The following is a 17,283-nucleotide window of genomic DNA, read 5'->3' on the forward strand; positions in this document are numbered from 1 at the left end:
AGATATTTTTTTTTTCAAAGATATAAAAAAAGACGGTCTTGATGAGAGACCGTCTTTTTTGGTTTTATAAAATGGTATTTATTTTTGTTGCTTTAAATTGGATTGATATTCTTGCATTTGCTGTTCGTAAATTTTCATTTTTTTGTCAAAAGCTTCCATTTCTTTATTGAAAGGTTCCATCTGCTTGTCAAACTCCTCCATTTGTTTGTCGAACTCTTCCATTTGAGGTTCTAGTTTTTCCATTTTAGCATCAAATTCTTCCATTTTCTTTTCAAACTCTTTCCAAGCTTTTTTGTCACCATTTATTGGACTGCCTTTTGGTGCTTTCGGTGCTTTTGGAAAAGTAGGTGGTTTAGGACTTTTAAATTTAAAAGTTGGAGGTGTTGGTGGAATTGGAGGTGTTGGAGCATCAGAATTATTAAAAATTTCATTTGAATTTTTTGTAATTATTCGAATCGTTTTCTCATTTTTATTGACATCCATTTTATCAATAGTGTTTTGGTCAAGTAGCAATAATTCTTTTTTATCTACTTTTTTATCATTGATATAGATTTCATTTTCAAGAAGTGTTTTATTGAATTTTTTAGTTACAATTCTGATTTCTTGCTTGCTTGTATTTTTTATTACATCCATGCTTTCAATTTCATTTGGATCTAATTTGTCCATGTCATCTTTGCTAACTTTTGCACCGTCAATAAAAATTTCTTTAGTGATAGAAACTACATCATTTTCTGAATCAACATCTTTTTCTACATCTTCTATTTTATTGTTTTTTGCGACATTAACAATGCTTACTTTACCGGATAAATCACCTTTAATGTAAAATGGATTTATGGGATTATTGCTATGTTGTTGTTTGTAGGTCTCATTGCCATATATATTTTTGTTATGGTTTACAGTAATTCCTATAATTTCATTGTCAGAATTACGTTCTATTTCAGAAAAAATAAGATCGCAATTGTATTCTTTTTTGAATAACTCCACTTGTTTTTTTAATTCTTCATCCGAAAAATTTTTGTCAATAGTAATAATAATTTCACCTTTAGTTTGGGTTTCATTCGGACTCTTTTTTTCCTGTGCAATAGTTTTGATTTGGAATAAAAGAACAAAGCCTACTAATGCCGGAAGTATTAAAGTGTACTTCCAAGAGTTCCATTTTTTTGATTGATTTTTGTTTAACATAACGATTCGTTTTTTGATTAATGATTGATAAAAATGATTGGTAATGGCAACACAATTTTCTTGTGTTGTTATTTTTAAAAGTGTGATTTGATAGGCTTTTTTATCAGATATTTTTTTTAATGCTTCACTGTCAGCAATGAATTCAAGGTTTTGCAAAATGGATTTTTTATAGTACCAAACAAATGGGTTGAACCAAAAAACTACACAAAACAATCTTGAAATAAGGACATCAATGGTGTGAAACTGTTCGCTATGAACTTTTTCGTGTTCTAAAATGTTTTCTAATTCGGAAGCATTATATAATGTTGAATTGTAAACGATTGTATTGAAATAAGAAAAAGGAGCAAGATTCTCGGTAATGTCAACAAACTTATAGTCAGCTTGTTTTTGAATGGTTTTTCCTTTCAAAATGCTGTTTAAGCTAAAAAAATCAAAAGCAAATTTGGCAAGAAATAATACTGTTCCAACCGAATAAGTTATTATTAAAATAAGAGGCAAATAATCTTCAAATGTTTTTTCTTGGATATAATTTGTTGTTGGGATATTTGCCCAGTTAATGTTAGATGGAGTGGGTTCAATCCAAATTATTTTGGTAATAACAAGTAAAGGTAAAAGGATTGAAGTAAATAAACCAGCTAATAGAAACCAACGATTACTGTTGAAAAAGGTTTCTTTTCGAAGCATAAAAAAATAGGCTAAATAAAATAAACCAATTAACCCACTGGATTTGATTAGATAAATAAAAAGTGATTCCATACTATTGTGTTAGAAGGTTATTTTATGCTTTTAATTGATAAAATTATTTTTCTTCTTTCTGGCTTTCAATCATCGCTAAAATTTCACGCAACTCATCTGCCGAAATTTTTTCTTCTTTTGCAAAAAAGGAAACCATATTTTTATAAGAGCTGTTAAAATAAGTGTCAATAGCAGTATTTATGAAGCGTTTTCTGTAATCTTCGATACTCACTATTGGGTAGTATTGGTGTGTATTTCCAAAAGCATTATGTGACACAAATCCTTTTTCTTCTAGATTTCTAACTATAGTTGAAAGTGTATTGTAATGGGGTTGCTCATCTGTTATTGCCGCCATAATTTCTTTTACGAATGCTTTTTTAAGCTTCCATAAAATTTGCATGATTTCTTCTTCTTTATTTGTAAGTTTTTGCATGATTTTATTATTTGAATCAAACTTACAACTATATTTTTAGTTGACAAACTATAAATATAGTTATTTAACTATTTTTTAAGTTTTAAAGAAAAGTGTTTAGGAAAATTAATCGTTTTGTCTTTCTAATGCTAAAATTTTTTGTAACCAAAAACAGCAGCCAAAAGCAATAAAACCGCAAGTTCCCATGATGAACCAATTTATTTGATATCCGAAATGACCTATAATTTCTAATCCAATTTTTGAACTTACAATATGTGCTAAGCTAAAAGTCATCGTGTATAATGCCATATAGCGTCCTTCATGTCCTTTTGGGGCTCTGCTTAAGGCAAAAGCATTCGAAAAAGGGAAAACAAATATTTCTCCAAAAGTGATAAAGACAATACTTATAATTAAAATGATTACCCAATAATCCAGCAAAAGGATGTAAAAACTAACCGCAATTAATAGTGAACCCCAGAGGATAATTCGGATTCTATCAATTTGTTTTCGCTCCATAAAACTCACTAAAGGCATTTCGAATAAAAAAACTAAAAACCCATTTAAAGAGATTAAGAGACCTGTTTGTACTTCGGATAAACCAAAATGTTCATGATGGAATAAAGGTAAGGTTGTGAAAATTTGAAAAAACAACATGGCGCTTATAAAACTGATAAACTGGAATATCCAAAATGGTTTATCTTTAAAAACAGATTTAGATTTAATTATGACTGGAGTTTGTTCATGAGGCGCAAGCGACTCTTTTTTCTTTTCTTTTACAAAAAGGGCAAATATTAAAATTGCGATAATACAGGTACTTCCATCAATCCAAAATAATCCTTGATATCCAATGCCTAAAATGATAAGTCCACCAAGTGTAGGTCCTGCAGCAAATCCTAAATTTACAGATAAACGAACTAAAGACAAGGCTCTAACACGGTTTTCAGGTTTTGCATAAACGCTTAATGAAACAAACATTGCTGGTCTAAACATATCGGCAATGGTCATTATCAGGAACATTCCGAAACATAATCCCCAAAAAGAAGTTATATATTGTAATATGAAAAATAATAATCCACTGGTAAAAAGACTGAAAATCATAATTTTATAGAACCCGATTTTGTCTGATAATTTGCCTCCCAACCACGAACCAAGCATAGAACCAATACCAAACGAAACCATAATCCATCCCACTTCACTATAAGTAAAGTGCAAGTTTTCCTTTAGATATTTAGATAAAAAAGGCAAAACCATGGTGCCAGCACGGTTAATAAAAGTAATGAGTGCTAGAATCCAAACTTCACGCCTAAAACCTTTAAAATTATTTATGTAACGTTGAATTGCAGTTTTGAGCATGAATAAAGATATATTTTCACAAAGGTAAATAACTTTGTAGGTTTGCGTCATTGTGTCATTATAACTTTTAAACTATTTTTGCTTAAAATTTATAAGATGAGAACACTAGTAATTTTATTTTTTTTGGTTCAAGTATATTTTGGCTCAGCCCAAAATAAATTTAATAGTGCTTCAGTCAAAAAGTTTCAAAAAGAGTTGAATGCAGAATATGCAGATCCTAAAACAAGTCCATTGGATCCAGAAGATTTAGCAACTTTTAAAACCTTGGATTTTTATCCAATAAATAAAAAATTCTTTGTGAAAGCAAGGTTTGTTCGAACCGAAAATGAAAAATCATTTGAGATGCAAACCTCAACGGATAGAAAACCTATGTATGTTAAGTATGGTGAAGTTTACTTTACTATTGACGGCAAAAAATTAAAACTTAATATTTATAGAAATATTGAACTTTCGAAAAAAGAGGAATACAAAGACTATTTATTTTTACCTTTTTCTGATTTGTGTTCTGGAAAAGAAAGCTACATAGGAGGGAAATATATTGATATGAAAGTACCTAAAGGAAATACGATTACTATCGATTTTAACACATCATATAATCCGTATTGCGCTTATAGTCATAAATATTCATGCCCTAAAGTACCTTTAGAAAATGATTTAAATATAGCGATAAAAGCAGGAGTTAAAAAATTTCATGATTAATGGAATATTTCAATTTACATACCCACATATATACCAATCAACCTAATATATTAGAATTGGTTAATCAATATCCTTACGAATTTGATGGGTCAATTACGTTTTATTCTACTGGGATTCATCCTTGGTATATTGACGAAAACCGCTTGGAATCTGACTTGCAGATAATTGAAAGTAAGCTCAAAGAATCTAATTGTCTGGCCCTAGGCGAATGTGGTTTAGATAAACGCATCGATATTCCAATGGATTTGCAACAATCTGTTTTTGAAAAGCAATTATTTTTAGCTCAAAAATACCAAAAACCAGTTGTGATACATTGTGTCGCAGCTTTTCAAGAATTGATTGATATTATTAGAAAAGAGAATATTACAGTGCCAATTTTGATTCATGGGTTTTCCAAAAGTGAACAATTAGCTAAACAATTATTGGATAATGGTTTTTATATTTCGTTTGGAAAGTATTTATTACGAAATCCAGAAATAGAGTTGGTTTTTAAAAACATACCAAACGATCGATTTTTTTTAGAAACAGATACAATCGATGAAGGAATACAGGCTGTTTACGCATTAGCAGCAAAATATAAAGGAGTTTCGGTAGAAGAAATTCAGGAAATAATAAGAACTAATTTTAATAAAGTTTTTAAAATTCAATTTTAAACAGAAAAACAAATTTTGAAGTATTCAGCTTTAATATTAAACTTTAAACAAGAAAAAAATGGCAGAATGGACAGAAAGAGCCGAACTTTTATTTAAAAAAGAAGGATTAAATAAATTGCAAAATGCAAAAGTATTGGTTGTAGGATTGGGTGGTGTAGGATCATTTGCTGCCGAATTTTTAGCCAGAGCTGGAGTAGGAACAATGACTATTGTTGATGGGGATGTGGTTGATATTACAAACATTAATCGACAATTACCAGCCTTGCATTCTACTGTTGGACAGCCAAAAGTTACTATTGTTGGAGATCGATTAATGGATATTAATCCAGAATTGAAGTTAACACGTGTACAAGAATTTTTATCACCAGAACGCGCATTTGAAATTGTTTCAGATGAATTTGATTATGTTTTGGACTGTATTGATAGTGTAACGCCAAAACTAAATTTGATTATTGCAGCCAAAAGAAAAAGAGTTAAAATCATAAGCAGTATGGGTGCTGGAGGCAAAATGGAAGCAGCCAAAGTGAAGGTATCAGATATTTCGAATACGGTTAACTGTTTTTTTTCAAAGACAATTAGACGACGTTTAAAAGAAGTTAAAATTGATAAATTGAAAGTTGTTTTTTCTTCGGAAATCCAAGATGAAAGCAGCCTCAGAATGACTGATGGTTCTAATTTCAAAAAATCATTTTATGGGACCAATAGTTATATGCCAGGTTTATTTGGTTTATATGCTGCGGAAACTGTAATTCGTTATTTGCTTAAAAAAGAATAATTCTTTTTTTTAATTAAAAATCTTAAAATCTAAAACAATACAATGATACAAACAGTAATTTTCGACATGGATGGTGTAATTGTCGACACAGAACCCGTACACCATTATGCCTATTACAAACAATTTGATGAACTTAAAATAGTGGTTCCAGAAGAAATGTACACTTCTTTTACAGGATTTTCAACCAGAAATACATTTCAAACTTTGAAAGAAGCTTTTCAGCTTGAACATAATGTTGAAGATTTAATTCAAAGAAAAAGAACCATTTTTAATGATGCTTTTGATAGTAAAGAAGATTTAGATTTATTAGAAGGAGTCAAAGATTTAATCAAAGATTTGCATGCAAACGGTATTCAATTGATTGTTGCTTCTTCGGCATCAAAAGTTACTATTGATCGCGTTTTTACTCGTTTTGGGTTACATGATTATTTTACTCATATTGTAAGTGGCGAAGATTTTCCAAAATCAAAACCACATCCAGCTATTTTTGAGCATGCAGCTTCTTTATCTATTGCTCCAAAGGAAAATTGCATTGTAATTGAAGACAGTACAAATGGTGTAAAAGCGGCAAAGGCTGCTGGGATTTTATGTATTGGTTACAATAGCCTTCACTCTAAAGATCAGGATTTATCTGAAGCTGACACAATTATAAATCATTTCAATGAATTAAGTTTTGAGAAAGTAGCTGATATAGATTCTAAATTAAGTAATAATTAACATTTAGAACTATCTGAATTTGTAAATTTGAAAACACCTAAATTGTAATTTATGAAAAATATAATTATTGCTTTGGCTATTATTATCGCCAATTTCACCATTGAGGCTCAGGTTAAAACACCTCAGTCTAGTCCTAAATCAACAGTGATTCAAACCGTAGGATTGACAGATGTTGAAGTAAATTATTCAAGACCGAGCGCTAAAGGTAGAGCAGTTTTTGGAAATTTAGTTCCTTTTGGAAAACTGTGGAGAACCGGAGCTAATGAAAACACTATAGTTTCTTTTAGTGATGATGTTATTATTGATGGTAAAACATTAAAAAAAGGAAAATATGCTTTGTACACTGTTCCTAAAATTGAAAGTTGGGAAGTAATATTCTATTCTACAACAGATAACTGGGGAACACCTCAAGAATTTAATGAAGCAAATGTTGCTCTTAGAACAGTTGTAAAAGAAGAAGCTCTTTCAAAACCAGTAGAAACATTTACTATAGGTGTAAGTGGTTTAGACCCTAATTATGCATATTTAGAAATCTATTGGGAAAATTCATATGTGGCAGTTAAGTTTGAAGTTCCAACACAAAAAACAGCTAATGCTAATATAGAAAAAGCTTTAGCTGGACCAACTTCAGCAGATTATTTTGCAGCAGCTCAATTTATTTTCCAATCTAATGGAGACAATGATAAGGCATTAGAATATGTGAATAAAGCTTTGGATATGAGTGCTGAAAAGCCTTTTTGGTATAATAGACTAAAATCATTGATTCAAGCTAAATCAGGAAATAAAGCTGGAGCTATTGAAACAGCAAAATTATCTCTTGCAGCTGCAGAAGCTGCAAAAAATCAGGATTATGTAAAAATGAATAAAGACAGCATTGCTGAATGGAGTAAAAAATAATCTTTTACCATTTTATATAAAAAATCCCGTTTCAATTTGGAACGGGATTTTTTTATTTAATCAATTATTGGTTCGTATTTCTCGTTTTTAAAAATGGTCCATTGTAGCAATAATGATAGTATGATTGTTAATGTAGCTCCAATGAAGTTAAGCCATAAATAGCCTAATTTTTCTTCGCCACTTGGATAAATATGTATGGCAAAATAGTAGATTATAAAAATGGTTATTTGACTAAAAACTGCGCTGTAGAAAATAGCTTTTGATTGCACTTCTTTTATATAAAAACCAACTAAGAAAATACCCAAAACAGTTCCATAAAAAATGGAACCAATGATATTGACTAATTGGATAAGATTTTCAAATAAGGTTCCAATACAAGCAAATAAGATAGCTATAATTCCCCATATTAAGGTGAAAAATTTTGTAGCATTTAGATAATGCTTTTCTGATTTTTCGGTTTTTACATTTCGTTTATAAATATCAATTGCTGTTGTTGAAGCTAATGCATTAAGTCCTGATGCGGTTGATGACATAGCAGCTGAAATGATTACAGCAAGTAATAAACCGATGAGCCCTTTGGGTAGGTAATTGAGTATGAAATGAAAAAAGACATAATCTTTATCATTAGTTTCACTGTTTTTATCGGCTTTTAAAATTATTTCTTTGGCACGATCTCTTAAATCCTTTTCTTTGTTTGAAAGGGTTATTAGTTCTTTTCGTAGAATTGGATTGTCATAATCCTGATTGAGTTGGTCAATATACAATAGGTTGATTACTTTTTTATCTTCTGATAAGGCTTCTAATTTTTTCTCCAAAGTATGGTATTCATTTTTGAAAGCTGACTTTTCAATAATTATTTTATTATTTGGATTAAAATTCAAAGGAACAGGATTGAATTGAAAAAAGACAAATACCATAACACCAGTCAATAATATAAAAAATTGCATTGGTACTTTTAACAAACCGTTCATAATTAATCCCATTTGGCTTTCCTTGACAGATTTACCAGATAAGTATCGACCTACTTGAGATTGATCTGTCCCAAAATAAGCCAAAGCAAGAAAAAATCCACCAGTAATTCCACTCCAAAAAGTATATTTTTCTTCGGGATCGAAAGAAAAATTGACAATATCCATTTTGTCGTTAGCTCCAGCGATATGTAAAGCACTATTAAAAGTCATGTCGTTAGGTAAGTAATGCAGAATTAGGAAAAAAGTGATAAACATACCAGACATGATAACAAACATTTGTTGCTTTTGTGTAACATTCACCGCTTTTGTGCCACCCGAAAAAGTATAGATTATTACTAATAAACCGATGACGATGTTCATATAGGTTAAATTCCAACCTAGTATTGCAGACAATATAATTGCTGGGGCATAAATTGTAAGTCCAGTTCCTAACCCTCTTTGAAACAAGAAAAGCAACGCGGCTAAGGAACGTGTTTTTAGATCAAACCTTTTTTCAAGATATTCATAAGCGGTAAAAACTTTGTACTTATGATAAATAGGAATAAAAGTTACACATATAATTACCATTGCAATAGGTAGTCCAAAATAAAATTGAACAAAACCCATACCGTCATGGTAGGCTTGACCTGGAGTTGATAAAAAAGTAATTGCGCTCGCTTGTGTAGCCATTACTGATAACCCAACAGTATACCATGGGGTTTCATTGCTGCCCAAAATAAAGTCTTCTACGTTTTTACTTCCTTTGGTTTTCCAAGCTCCATAAATAACAATAAATAATAGTGTGCCTATAAGTACAATCCAATCAAATAGTTGCATATGTTAAGAGTATAATTGCATGATTACGTAAAAAATTAAAATATAAATTACATTGGCTACAAGAACCCAGGTGTAGCTTTTTTTCCAGGTTTTTATTTTTTTAGTTTCCATTGGTTAATGCTTTATATTTTGAGTTGGTAAAGTTACAGGCGATTTTAAAGAAATTATATTAGCCAATAATCGATAAGCACCAGAAACTCCTTCAGGGAGCTCTCTAAAAAGGCTTAATCCAGTATAAATATAATATCCTTTGCCATAAGGAGCTACTAATAGTGCTCCGTTTTTAGGTTTTTCTCCTTTATCATTTGAAGATAAAATAGGAGTAAAGCTAGCGTCAAATTCGTTAGGATAATTTAATCCTTGTTCTTGTTTCCAACCTTCAAAATCTTTTTCGGTAATTTTATTCGGTGTATTCAAAACAGGATGATTTGGATTCAAAAAACGAACTTCTGCATTTTCTTCGGTTACACGATCACGAGAAATTTTTAAAGGATATGGCGCTATATTTGGTGTAACTATATCATCAGGTGTATTGTATTGGACTAACATTGTTTTTCCTTCTTTTACAAAATCAAAAAGAATAGTTTGCTTATTAGCTAAAGTTGGAATTGTGTTATAAGCGCGAACTCCAGTAATAATTACATCAAAAACGGCTATTTTTTCGGGTGTTATTTCCTCAGGTTTTAAGATAGTAACTCGATATCCCATTTGGATTAAACTTTTAGGGACTTCATCACCAGCTCCCATAATATATCCTATTTTTTCTTCATTTACATTTAAGTCTAATTTGATACATTTTGCTTCTGCTGATTTTAATACTTGTTGTTTCGTAATGTGATTGAAATCAATAATTATTTGCTCTTTGTCAAATCGCTTGTTGTCAATAATAGCAACACTTTTTGCAACAGCTTCATCGGACTTAGTTGGAGGTGTTACTTCAAAATATACAATTTGTTCGATTCCTTTTTTTTCTAAATTAAATGGAATTGATTTAGGAGATACAAGCCAATTTTTAGGCAATTCTAATTGTAAATCTCCTTTTGCATTATCTTTTCCAGATTTAATTTTAACACCTATAGTTTTGGTTTTTAAATCTTTAAATATTAAAACTTTATCTAAAAAAGAAGTAGTTACTTCAGGAACAATATCTAAATAATTATAGACTTCACCTTTGACATCATCATTGTATTTATAAACGATAGTTCTTTCGAAAGGGATTTCAATTCCGTTAATTAGAATTAAAAAAACAACTTTTTCTTGGCGAATAATATCAGGAATTCCAATCTTTTTTTGGTCATTAACGGAATACATCCCAATCGTTCCTTTTTCATCAAGCCAATAGGGTTGAGTATAATCAATTGTTTGCGGAACCTGAGTTTCAATACTTATATTTTCAACCCTATTATTGTTTAGAGGTTTGTTTTGAGGAATAGTCTTTTGTTCCGGAAAAGCAGTTATTTGAATTAATTCCATTGGAATGGAAGATCTATTAATAGCTTCGATTTTTAGTTTAATCGTACTTCCAGGAGTTGCTTCCTGATTTTGCGCTACAGCTTCAAGATACAATCCAGAACAAGCAGCAATTATTTTTTTTATTTCCTCAGATTTTAAAGAGGTCCAATGTTTTTCGTCCAATGATTGCATTAAAGTATAGGCTTTTACTAAATCAGGAATACTGGCCGAAGGATTTTTAAAATCAAATTCTGTTGCAATCTTTGTTAATAGTAAGCCTATTGGTTTTCCTCCTTTTACACGATTCCAACTCGTATCAATTCCTTCAAATAATGAAGATTTATCAGTTAGAGGATCTCCTTTGATAAACTCTAAATACTCTATTTCTTCACCACGACTTCCAGTGCTACCAAAGCCTTGTGATTGATGGCGACTACGACTTAATGCTGCAATTTCTTGATTTGATTTCCCTATAGAAGGATAATAAGCTCCTGTCTGGATGGCAATTAAATTTGTTTTATCAGCTTTATTGAATTTTTCTTTACTTCCATAAAACCACCACGAGGTATTAAAAAACTGTCTTTTGACCTGCCAAGGTTCTACGTATTTGAGTTGTTCCTGAAATAAATTTGGATTATTGGCTAAATCAAAACTTTCAACACTTAGCATAGCTGAAGCGGTATGATGACCATGGGTAGTTCCTGCTGATCTATGGTCAAAACGATTAATAATAATGTCAGGTTGGAATTTTCGTATTGCCCAAACTACATCAGAAAGAACCTTGTCTTTTTCCCATATTTCAAGTGTTTCCGTTGGATTCTTGGAAAAACCAAAGTCATTGGCACGGGAAAAAAATTGTTCTCCACCATCAATTTTTCGAGCTTCAATAAGTTCTTGAGTTCGAATGACTCCTAACAATTCTCGTAATTGTGATCCAATAAGATTTTGACCGCCATCCCCACGTGTTAATGATAAATAGCCCGTTCTAGCTTTGGTTTCATTTGACAAATATGAAATTAATTGGGTATTTTCATCATCAGGGTGTGCTGCAATATAAAGAACGCTTCCCAGAAAATTAAGTTTCTGAATTTGATTGTAAATTTCGGCGGAATTTAATTTTGTTGGTTGTTGGGCAAGTCCTATTTGAAATGGAAGCAGTAAGATTAATAATAATAGTATAACAATTTTTCGCATAGGGATTTATTTGCATGGTCGTAAGTTCAAAAATACTAATTATATCGTACGATTTCAGACGCTATTTCTAAACTTTATGTTAATGTTTTTAGTAAAAATTTATTTTCTAAAACTGTTTGTTTGTTTTTTTGAATAAAACAAAAAATGAGAGTACAAATAGTTGTACTCTCATTTTGAATAGTTGGATTAAAAATTAATGTTTTCCATTTCCTCTACCATTATTTCCTTTTCCGTTGTTGCCATTACCGTGATTATCTCCTCTATCATTTCCTCTATCATCATTTCGATTATCATTGTATCTATTATTGTAATTATCATTGTTTTGACGCTTACCAATGGCTCTTTGCGGACTTCCTTTGTATCCTTTGTAATATTTCATTTTATGATTATTGAAATATGTATAAGGTCTTGTACCGTGATAATCATTCAAAACTACTTTATATCCATTGTACAAATCATAGTTTCTATACGGTCTAGGTAAATACCTTGAACGAATCCATCTTCCTCTATCAAAATAGATAAATTGCGCCAATCTGATATCATAATAAACTTGAATATCTGGTAGATAATAGAAATCAACTGATGAATATCCAGAAGGACCCCAAGCTGGAGGAGAACCAATTTGAACATTCACAGAAACTTGAGCTTGTGTCGAACTTGTGACTAAAAGAATTATTCCTACTACAATTAATTTTAATGTTTTCATTTTTTTTCTTTTTAATTAATAATCATTTATTGAATTAATCATCAATAAACATTTTAATACTTTGAGAGTAAAACCAACAATTGTGCCAATACTTAATATTTAGCAAACGGATTGTTATAACTAAAAAAGAGAAGCAATGTTTAAGCTTCTCTTTTTTAGTTAATTATTTTGATTATTGTAACTTATAAAATAATTATTAAAAGAAGTATAATTATGATAGCACCAACTGAAATGTAAATTCCATTTCCAGTAGATCTTAATTCTGCATTGATTTTGCGAACTTCTTTTCGAAGTTCTTTCTTTTCAGAAGAATTTAACTCTGATTTATCCATTGCTTTAATTTCCTCTAAACGATTTAGAAGTACTTTTACTTCTGCAGGAATTTCTTTTGGATTTTCAGTTGCTGTTGTAATTGGTTTTTCGGCTGCCCTCGTTTGGGTTGGGACAATACATAATGACAATACTATCATCATTAAATAGAAGCTAATTTTTTTCATAGTAATGTAATTTATGGTTAAACATAATTGTTCCTGTAAATATATCGATTAGTTATGTCAATCCTACTAAGATTTGGATTTAAAAAATTTTGTAATCAACATATTTTCAATATATTACTATTTATGATGTTATAACGTAAATAGTTTTATTTATTGTATTCTATTTCCTAATAAGTTACTTAAAAATCACAGTTCTAGGTTTTGCAAGTTCAAAATCTTGAAATCCAAAATCTCTAGTTTCGAACGAATTTGTTTGGAAAATATTATTTCCAATATCTGGGATGGAAGGGTAGTAGGATAATGATATTTGGAACGAACTAAACACTAAATAGTCGTTATTGATAAGAAATCCAATTCCAATTTTTGAATAGAATTGATTTTTAAACAGCCCTTTTTCAGGCGTTCCTAGTGTAGCAACTGAATAATTGAAATAAGGATTTACGCGGAATCCCCATAAATTCCAAGGAGAATATAATTGAGTTTGCAATGTAAGAACCATTTTTTCAGTTCCGTATTCAGCACTATTAAAACCTTGAATTCCATTATTTTCATTTATGTTGAGTTTGTCTCCAATAGAATTTAACCTGTTTCTACCTAATATTAATTGAGGTTTTACAAATTGTCTTAATTTCCATTTTCCAAATTCTAATAAATCAGTAAAATAATTTGCTTGAAAAGAAAATACACTTTGATTAGTACCATTTGATTTTTCAAAAAAAGTACCTAATTCAAAATTAGTACTTAAAAACCCCCAATCATAAAAATTACCAAAGGACATTTGAGTTCCTAAATAATAACGGCCTATTTTATTTTTATATTGGTAACCACCAGTTATTCCAAAAATTTTCCCAATGGGAACATCTTCTATAATACCATTTCTAAAGATATATTTTTCTTGAATGTATTTTCTAGAAGTTACGCCAATTCCAGAAAAAATAAATTTTTCATTTGAAAAAAAATTAATAGCATCATATTCTAAACTCGGACTATCTAAATAGTTTATATTCAAAAATCGTCCAGATAGAATTAGATTAGTTGTTTGGTCGTTTTCGGTATTTTCTTTATAAAGAGTAAAGGCATGAGCAATCCAATAATCTTGAGAATTATACTTAAAATTTTGTTGTGCATACACTTGATTTTGATCTTGTAAAGTGTCCTTTCTGTATTGTTGATCAAAATAAATACCACCAGCCCATTTTGCATAAGGAGTATAAAAAGGGCGGTCTATAGTTATGCTTTTTTCATAATTACTATTTAAATCAATATTGTATTTAAATGTTGTTTTGATGTATGTGTTTTTAATATTTGGAATACCATAAATAAAATCATATCCCTTTTTGCCATCACTCGATCTGTTTGTGTATTTATTGCTAAATTCATGTCCAATGCCCATAAAGTTCTTTTCATTAAACTCTAAAGTAGTTTTTGAATTGGACACTGAAGCCTTTGGAATAATACTCCAGGAATCTAAAACTCGGATATAAACATCTACGGAATCTACATTTTTATCAGTTTGCAACACATTAATAGATACTTTGTTAACGTATTTTTGGGTTCTAATTAATCGTTCGGATTCTTTTAATAACAAGGAATCTAACGGTTTATTTTTTCTAATTAGAATTAGATTCTCAATTGCTAATTTCTTGGTTTTAAGGTGCAACCGATTTCCAGTTTGTTCTGCCCAATTTTTAGGTTTTCTAGTAGAGTCAATTTCTGAAAACCCAAATGGATCAAGGGTTATAATATTTATGTTTCGAATAATTTTACCCTCAAAGTTTTTGTATTGATTTGGAACAATTTTTTTCTTTTTCTTTTTTGGATTAATGGGTTCGAAAATTAATTTATGAAGTAATTTTGTAAATTTTCGTTTTTTAGAATAGGTTTGGATATCCCGATATACTTCTGAAGATTTCTTTTTCGGCAGATTGGTTTGTGAAAAAGAAAACGTACAAAAGCTGAGAAGCAGAAATAGTAGAAACAATTTTTGCTTTTGAAACATTTTATAAACAATTAATTTTGATAAAAAATGTTGACTTTGATTGGGGCTCTTTTTCAGATTAAAGATACAAATTGTATCTCTAAATTAGTATTTAATCTGTAAATTCTTTGTTCTCATACTCATTTCCTAAAATTGAAATGCCTTTTTGTAAAAGTAAATTATTAGGGTAAATAATTTTCTCTCCATCTTTGGTGTTCAAATAGACTAGAAATGCACCAATGTCTTCAATTTCGCCTTCAATAGGAAAATCTTTATCGTGAATTCGGATGGTATCTCCAATTTTGAATGGAAAATAAAAAAACAAAATAATACCCGAAGTAATGTTACTCAAAACCGACCATTGCGCAATCATTGCAACGCCTACAATAGTTGCTATAGATGAAATAGCAATAAAAATATCTTTGGTTTGAACTCCCCAAATAATTATTAAACCAACAATTGCTAAAATATTGATAAACAAATGAATGTATTTAATTACTAAGTTGGTACGACGCTCTATGGTTTGACTTAATTTAGCATAACGTCTTACTAATTTAGTAGTCACAATTCGTAATACAAGAATAATTATTAATAAAACTCCTGTTCCAATTATTTCCCGTGTAAAATCGTTAAAAAATCTCATGTTGTCTTCGTTTATTACGCTAATTTACTCAAATATTCATAAACTTTATCCGTTGGCATTCCCATAACATTCGCATAGGATCCTTCAATTTTCGAAACCCCAATAAAACCAATCCACTCTTGGATTCCATAAGCACCAGCTTTATCAAAAGGTTTGTAATTTTTTATGTAATATTCAATCGCCTCATCACTTAATTCATTAAATGTTACTTTGGTAATTTCGTAAATAACAGTTGATTTTTCAATGGTTTTAAAGCAAACAGATGTAATTACTTCGTGAGTTGTATTTGATAATGATTTTAAAATCGTAAAAGCATCTTGTTCATCTTTCGGCTTTCCTAAGGCTTTATTATTGTGCCAAACAATAGTATCGCTGGTAATAAGGATTTCATTAGGTTTTAATTCTCCTTCAAAAGCGTTTGCTTTTAATTCAGCTAAGTAGTTTGTAATTTGTTCCGCTTTTAATTCAGGAGGGAAAATTTCTTCAATTTCCTTTAATCTAATTTCAAAATCTAAATCTAAATCTTTAAAAAATTGTTGACGTCTAGGAGAACCAGAAGCCAAAATTAAGGTATATTTTTCTAATTTTTTTTTAAGCATTTTTGTGGTATTTAGATTGATTTAAAGAAACTTACTAATTTCTAATTTGTATGTTATTTTGACTAAAGTAATTTTCTGTTCCAACTTATAATAAGGATAGAAAGTATTCCAAAAAACAGAATCCATTTTAATAGAGTACTTAAATTATGAAATTGTTTTTGAGATTCAGCTGTCCAGATTTTAACCATAAAAAAGAGCAATGGAGCAACAACAAAAACTAACATATAAAGGCAAACATAAACTAAAGGAAAAAGATAGGTTTTAATATAATATAAGATTGAAAACAATGGGATAAAACTTAATACAAAAACTATTTTTGTAGTTTTTTGTTTTCCGATAAATATTGGTAATGTATTCATTCCTTGATTGTAATCGCCACTTATATCTTCAATATCTTTAACTATTTCTCTAATGAAATTAATCATAAAAGCAAAAACAGAATAATCAATAAGTATAGAAAACAGGTTTGCCAATACCGATTGATTTTCAATATTTACAATAGGATAAAGATTGAAAACGCCAATGATTAGAACACTAAATGAAAGCAATAATGCAACAATTATATTGCCAATAAGCAGCATCTGTTTTAAACTACTTGCATAAAAATACAATGTTGCTGCAATCAAAATAAATAGCGAAGCGAAGCCCGGTTTACCAATTACATTTGATAAATAAAACCCAATTGCAACACCCGCAACATTGAGCGCAACATAGCTATAATAGGCATTTGTTTCAGAAATGCTTTTGCCTACAATAACATTTTTTGGCTTGTTAAAGTTATCTGTTTCCTGATCAAAAATATTATTGATTACATAACCCGCTGCAGCAATTAAAACAGTTGATAATACTAATAATATAAACTGCCAATCCTTTAAACCTAAAGAAATATTTTGTAATGCTAAAAACCCATAAAAAAACACCAATTGCATAAACGCAAGCATCAATAGATTTTGGTATCGTATGAGTTTTAAAAAATTCAATTTATAGGATTTAGAAGTTGATTT

The 17,283-nt window shown here is 29.9% G+C and carries 16 protein-coding genes; 5 read left to right on the forward strand and 11 right to left on the reverse strand.

What is annotated here, in order from left to right; all coding sequences use genetic code 11:
- Positions 1 to 78 precede the first annotated feature (78 nt).
- The 3 genes from C8C88_RS11860 to C8C88_RS11870 all read right to left on the reverse strand — a co-directional run bounded on the left by C8C88_RS11860 (position 79) and on the right by C8C88_RS11870 (position 3,682).
- Complete coding sequence (locus tag C8C88_RS11860; RefSeq protein WP_121338323.1) at positions 79 to 1,938, reverse strand: M56 family metallopeptidase; 1,860 nt, start codon at positions 1,936 to 1,938, stop codon at positions 79 to 81.
- 43 nt (positions 1,939 to 1,981) lie between these two features.
- Positions 1,982 to 2,350, reverse strand: coding sequence for a BlaI/MecI/CopY family transcriptional regulator (locus C8C88_RS11865; RefSeq protein WP_121338324.1), 369 nt, complete (start codon positions 2,348 to 2,350; stop codon positions 1,982 to 1,984).
- Positions 2,351 to 2,455: 105 nt separating this feature from the next.
- Positions 2,456 to 3,682, reverse strand: a complete 1,227-nt coding sequence (locus C8C88_RS11870) for an MFS transporter (RefSeq protein ID WP_121338661.1) — start codon at positions 3,680 to 3,682, stop codon at positions 2,456 to 2,458.
- 96 nt (positions 3,683 to 3,778) lie between these two features.
- On the opposite strand from C8C88_RS11870, the gene C8C88_RS11875 reads away from it, so the two are divergent.
- Genes C8C88_RS11875 through C8C88_RS11895 form a run of 5 tightly spaced genes read left to right on the forward strand, consistent with a single transcriptional unit; the run spans position 3,779 to position 7,423 of the window.
- Positions 3,779 to 4,381 (forward strand): DUF1684 domain-containing protein, encoded by a 603-nt coding sequence (locus C8C88_RS11875; RefSeq protein ID WP_121338325.1) that lies wholly within the window; start codon positions 3,779 to 3,781, stop codon positions 4,379 to 4,381.
- Positions 4,381 to 5,034, forward strand: a complete 654-nt coding sequence (locus C8C88_RS11880) for a TatD family hydrolase (protein WP_121338326.1) — start codon at positions 4,381 to 4,383, stop codon at positions 5,032 to 5,034. Before C8C88_RS11875 ends, C8C88_RS11880 begins: the two co-directional genes overlap by 1 nt.
- Positions 5,035 to 5,092: 58 nt before the next feature.
- On the forward strand, positions 5,093 to 5,809 hold the full coding sequence (locus C8C88_RS11885; RefSeq protein WP_121338327.1) for a ThiF family adenylyltransferase: 717 nt from the start codon (positions 5,093 to 5,095) through the stop codon (positions 5,807 to 5,809).
- 42 nt (positions 5,810 to 5,851) lie between these two features.
- Positions 5,852 to 6,526, forward strand: a complete 675-nt coding sequence (locus C8C88_RS11890; RefSeq protein ID WP_121338328.1) for an HAD family phosphatase — start codon at positions 5,852 to 5,854, stop codon at positions 6,524 to 6,526.
- A gap of 51 nt (positions 6,527 to 6,577) precedes the next feature.
- Entirely contained in the window at positions 6,578 to 7,423 is an 846-nt protein-coding gene (locus C8C88_RS11895; protein ID WP_121338329.1) for a DUF2911 domain-containing protein, read from the forward strand.
- A 56-nt stretch (positions 7,424 to 7,479) separates the two neighbouring features.
- Here the strand turns inward: C8C88_RS11895 and C8C88_RS11900 are convergent, their stop codons facing one another.
- From C8C88_RS11900 to C8C88_RS11935, 8 genes are all read right to left on the reverse strand, one after another.
- Positions 7,480 to 9,210 (reverse strand): sodium:solute symporter, encoded by a 1,731-nt coding sequence (locus C8C88_RS11900; RefSeq protein ID WP_121338330.1) that lies wholly within the window; start codon positions 9,208 to 9,210, stop codon positions 7,480 to 7,482.
- 114 nt (positions 9,211 to 9,324) lie between these two features.
- The gene (locus C8C88_RS11905; RefSeq protein WP_121338331.1) at positions 9,325 to 11,856 is read right to left on the reverse strand and encodes a PIG-L family deacetylase; all 2,532 of its coding nucleotides are present in this window, start codon (positions 11,854 to 11,856) and stop codon (positions 9,325 to 9,327) included.
- 193 nt (positions 11,857 to 12,049) lie between these two features.
- The gene (locus tag C8C88_RS11910) at positions 12,050 to 12,562 is read right to left on the reverse strand and encodes a hypothetical protein (RefSeq protein ID WP_121338332.1); all 513 of its coding nucleotides are present in this window, start codon (positions 12,560 to 12,562) and stop codon (positions 12,050 to 12,052) included.
- A 182-nt stretch (positions 12,563 to 12,744) separates the two neighbouring features.
- A complete protein-coding gene (locus tag C8C88_RS11915) occupies positions 12,745 to 13,059 on the reverse strand; it encodes a hypothetical protein (protein ID WP_121338333.1) in 315 nt (104 codons plus the stop codon).
- A gap of 175 nt (positions 13,060 to 13,234) precedes the next feature.
- Positions 13,235 to 15,058: a hypothetical protein gene (locus tag C8C88_RS11920; RefSeq protein WP_121338334.1), complete on the reverse strand. Its 1,824-nt coding sequence runs from the start codon at positions 15,056 to 15,058 to the stop codon at positions 13,235 to 13,237.
- A gap of 91 nt (positions 15,059 to 15,149) precedes the next feature.
- Positions 15,150 to 15,680, reverse strand: coding sequence for a mechanosensitive ion channel domain-containing protein (locus C8C88_RS11925; protein WP_121338335.1), 531 nt, complete (start codon positions 15,678 to 15,680; stop codon positions 15,150 to 15,152).
- A gap of 14 nt (positions 15,681 to 15,694) precedes the next feature.
- Positions 15,695 to 16,279 (reverse strand): Maf-like protein, encoded by a 585-nt coding sequence (locus C8C88_RS11930; RefSeq protein ID WP_121338336.1) that lies wholly within the window; start codon positions 16,277 to 16,279, stop codon positions 15,695 to 15,697.
- Between the two features lie 62 nt (positions 16,280 to 16,341).
- Positions 16,342 to 17,220: a geranylgeranylglycerol-phosphate geranylgeranyltransferase gene (locus tag C8C88_RS11935; RefSeq protein ID WP_233549345.1), complete on the reverse strand. Its 879-nt coding sequence runs from the start codon at positions 17,218 to 17,220 to the stop codon at positions 16,342 to 16,344.
- Positions 17,221 to 17,283 lie beyond the last annotated feature (63 nt).

The sequence above is a fragment of the Flavobacterium sp. 123 genome, from assembly GCF_003634825.1.
In the GTDB taxonomy this organism is placed as follows: Bacteria; Bacteroidota; Bacteroidia; order Flavobacteriales; family Flavobacteriaceae; genus Flavobacterium.

Bases quoted from the DNA above. Each gene is read 5' to 3' on its own strand.
- C8C88_RS11860 (WP_121338323.1), bottom strand. From the start codon at position 1,938: ATGGAATCACTTTTTATTTATCTAATCAAATCCAGTGGGTTAATTGGT.
- C8C88_RS11865 (WP_121338324.1), bottom strand. From the start codon at position 2,350: ATGCAAAAACTTACAAATAAAGAAGAAGAAATCATGCAAATTTTATGG.
- C8C88_RS11870 (WP_121338661.1), bottom strand. From the start codon at position 3,682: ATGCTCAAAACTGCAATTCAACGTTACATAAATAATTTTAAAGGTTTT.
- C8C88_RS11875 (WP_121338325.1), top strand. From the start codon at position 3,779: ATGAGAACACTAGTAATTTTATTTTTTTTGGTTCAAGTATATTTTGGC.
- C8C88_RS11880 (WP_121338326.1), top strand. From the start codon at position 4,381: ATGGAATATTTCAATTTACATACCCACATATATACCAATCAACCTAAT.
- C8C88_RS11885 (WP_121338327.1), top strand. From the start codon at position 5,093: ATGGCAGAATGGACAGAAAGAGCCGAACTTTTATTTAAAAAAGAAGGA.
- C8C88_RS11890 (WP_121338328.1), top strand. From the start codon at position 5,852: ATGATACAAACAGTAATTTTCGACATGGATGGTGTAATTGTCGACACA.
- C8C88_RS11895 (WP_121338329.1), top strand. From the start codon at position 6,578: ATGAAAAATATAATTATTGCTTTGGCTATTATTATCGCCAATTTCACC.
- C8C88_RS11900 (WP_121338330.1), bottom strand. From the start codon at position 9,210: ATGCAACTATTTGATTGGATTGTACTTATAGGCACACTATTATTTATT.
- C8C88_RS11905 (WP_121338331.1), bottom strand. From the start codon at position 11,856: ATGCGAAAAATTGTTATACTATTATTATTAATCTTACTGCTTCCATTT.
- C8C88_RS11910 (WP_121338332.1), bottom strand. From the start codon at position 12,562: ATGAAAACATTAAAATTAATTGTAGTAGGAATAATTCTTTTAGTCACA.
- C8C88_RS11915 (WP_121338333.1), bottom strand. From the start codon at position 13,059: ATGAAAAAAATTAGCTTCTATTTAATGATGATAGTATTGTCATTATGT.
- C8C88_RS11920 (WP_121338334.1), bottom strand. From the start codon at position 15,058: ATGTTTCAAAAGCAAAAATTGTTTCTACTATTTCTGCTTCTCAGCTTT.
- C8C88_RS11925 (WP_121338335.1), bottom strand. From the start codon at position 15,680: ATGAGATTTTTTAACGATTTTACACGGGAAATAATTGGAACAGGAGTT.
- C8C88_RS11930 (WP_121338336.1), bottom strand. From the start codon at position 16,279: ATGCTTAAAAAAAAATTAGAAAAATATACCTTAATTTTGGCTTCTGGT.
- C8C88_RS11935 (WP_233549345.1), bottom strand. From the start codon at position 17,220: ATGCTTGCGTTTATGCAATTGGTGTTTTTTTATGGGTTTTTAGCATTA.